The 2,482-nt window shown below is 33.7% G+C and carries 2 protein-coding genes and 1 pseudogene; all 3 read right to left on the bottom strand.

What is annotated here, in order from left to right; all coding sequences use genetic code 11:
- Window positions 1-171: 171 nt before the first annotated feature.
- Window positions 172-654 (bottom strand): annotated as a pseudogene (locus BM097_RS15930) (DUF4143 domain-containing protein); the annotation flags it as partial.
- A 23-nt stretch (window positions 655-677) separates the two neighbouring features.
- Window positions 678-1,847, bottom strand: coding sequence for a hypothetical protein (locus BM097_RS15925; protein ID WP_090552685.1), 1,170 nt, complete (start codon window positions 1,845-1,847; stop codon window positions 678-680).
- A gap of 1 nt (window position 1,848) precedes the next feature.
- Complete coding sequence (locus BM097_RS15920) at window positions 1,849-2,256, bottom strand: hypothetical protein (RefSeq protein ID WP_090552682.1); 408 nt, start codon at window positions 2,254-2,256, stop codon at window positions 1,849-1,851.
- Between the last annotated feature and the right edge of the window lie 226 nt (window positions 2,257-2,482).

The raw sequence follows: 2,482 nt of genomic DNA, 5'->3' as shown, positions 1-2,482 counted from the left end.
AAACCATACCCTCAAAAACTCCCACTAAAAAAGGGCTTGCCCCTCACGACAAACCCTCATAAACTTTGGCAAACCCTCAAAAAATTTGATTATCCAAAAAATCACCTGACCACAATGCGGTCAGGTGACAATGTATTTTTTCCCACGAGTATAATCTGTTATTATTTCACATTAAGAATCAAGGCTATTTTCATTCAATAAAAAGTCAAACAATCCCATAACAGTAATACCCTGTTCATTTCGCCATACTGGTGAATTTCCACTAGTAATTATAATCTTCTTAAATGAATCTGGTATTTTGATTAGTGATGCCTGTTCCTGATCTATTTTCTCTTGACTTGGCAATGCATATGCTGACTGAATATAATATCTCTTGCTACCTTGATTGACGACAAAATCGACTTCCAGCTGTTTTCGAACTTTTTTTCCATCTTCATCGACACGAATTTCAACAACACCTACATCAATGTTGTAGCCTCTATAAATAAGCTCATTATAGATGGCATTTTCCATCAAATGAGTTTCTTCAAATTGACGAAAATTCAAAAGAGCATTTCTCAACCCCAAATCTGTATAATAGTACTTAGACGGCGTACCTATGTATTTACGCCCCTTAATATCATATCTTTCGCCTTTTTGTATAACAAAGCTTTCCATGTAATGTTATTTAATTATCCTTAGAATCTTATTGCACTCAAATTTTCTCCATTAGCAAATCTTTCATACATATCTATTTTTCGTAGATACATTTCTTTTACAAACTTAATTCGTTCCTCACTAACTTGAGAATCTTTGCGGTACATTTCTTCAATATATTCTACTTTAGGAAGAAAATTTACATCGATTAGCTTTCTGTTTTGAACATATTTTAATAGGTCTAGTTCATGCTCCTTAAATCCCTGAGACTCTTGAGATAATACAAATTTATCTGTTACTGGTACTATATCTCGTCCCACAAGCATACTCTTACCACTATCATAAATTGGAGCCATAGAGATAAACTTAAGGGTATCTGCATCACGTAAGATTGAAATATTTGTCAGATGTCTGTCTCTATTACTAAAAATAAAATCAATAAGAATTTCAAATTCCAAGTACTCTCTAACAATATTTCTATCTAACCCATTTTTATCACAAACATTAATAAAATGTTCATATCCAGAAATGTTATTAGGTTTAAGCTCACTAGTCATTACTGCATAAGCTGAAACAAGTTCTTTTTGCTGTGATGTAAACAAGCTTGATATACATCCATAATCATAATTTTTTCCATCAATGTGAAGCAAAGAATATGTTACAGCATCACGACCTTGTGCTACAATCGCGTCACAAATAATAACTTCGTTTATGCTCTCGCTAGAATATATATCATGATTTCCTTTTACTAGTTTTCTAATTCCATTGTCGATAATCCAAGTCTTTTCAAGATTTCCTTGCAATGAAGAATTAGGCTGATATTCCTCAACCTCATTATCATTATAATTAATCTTTCCAAGGAGCAAATTCTCTTTAAAATCATTGTCAAAGAGGTTAACATCTTCCCAGGTTAACTCAGAGCCAATTGGCCTAATCCAATAATAATCCGTTAAACTCAACCCCAAATTATGAGTAAGATATAATCCATTTGTCTCAATTCCATTTTCCCTAAGCATCTTTTCAATCTTTCCTTGCTTAATTGGAATTGCTCTATCTCTCCACCATTCTATAATTCCTCTAGGACTTGTTCTGTTCTGCAATGGCAAAATGGCAGTATTAGACTTTTTACCAAGTTTTACGATATTTCCATCATCGCCAATTTGAAGCATCATTATTTCTTCATTTTTTCGCATAAGTGTATACATTGCCATCTTACTCACCACCTAACAATTCATTTTCATACTCGTTTTCCAACGCCATCCAAGCATAATCAGAAATATAATTTGAAGGTACATCATTCTGCTTATCCAAAACCCTAATCATTCTTCTACCATCCGCGACAAAATCAATTTCATAATGATTATCACTTGATAAAAGTAGATTTCCAGATATCCCATACTCATCACTATGTGTTTTCTCAACGAGGATATCTCCTCTGTCACGATAGATTGCCTCTATTATTGCTCTATTTACAAATTCTCCAAGAGTCTCTCCCATATCCTTGGCATGATTCTTAATAAAATCTAGATTACCCTTACCAGTACGAACTCTTATTTGATCTGTAGAATTTATATATTTCTGAGTTGCAGCTTTTTGTGCTGCTGTATATGTTGCTCCCATATTGTTCCCTCGTAATATAGATACACTATAGTTATATATATAGTGTATCTATATATGTAAGCATTGTCAAGAAATATCCCTATCCCTCAACAAACTCCCTCAGCAGCCTAACCGCACTACTCAAGCATTCTCTAAAATGTAAAAATAAAATCCAATAAAAAATAGGCTACGCCTACTCAACTCCCCTGCCCCTCAATCATGAGGGGTGGGGGTTTATCTCTTAGTT

Origin of the sequence: Pseudobutyrivibrio sp. OR37 (assembly GCF_900113655.1) — a bacterium.
Taxonomy (GTDB): Bacteria; Bacillota; Clostridia; order Lachnospirales; family Lachnospiraceae; genus Pseudobutyrivibrio.
This window is presented reverse-complemented; position numbering and strand designations above follow the sequence as displayed.

Bases quoted from the DNA above. Each gene is read 5' to 3' on its own strand.
- BM097_RS15925 (WP_090552685.1), bottom strand. From the start codon at position 1,847: ATGGCAATGTATACACTTATGCGAAAAAATGAAGAAATAATGATGCTT.
- BM097_RS15920 (WP_090552682.1), bottom strand. From the start codon at position 2,256: ATGGGAGCAACATATACAGCAGCACAAAAAGCTGCAACTCAGAAATAT.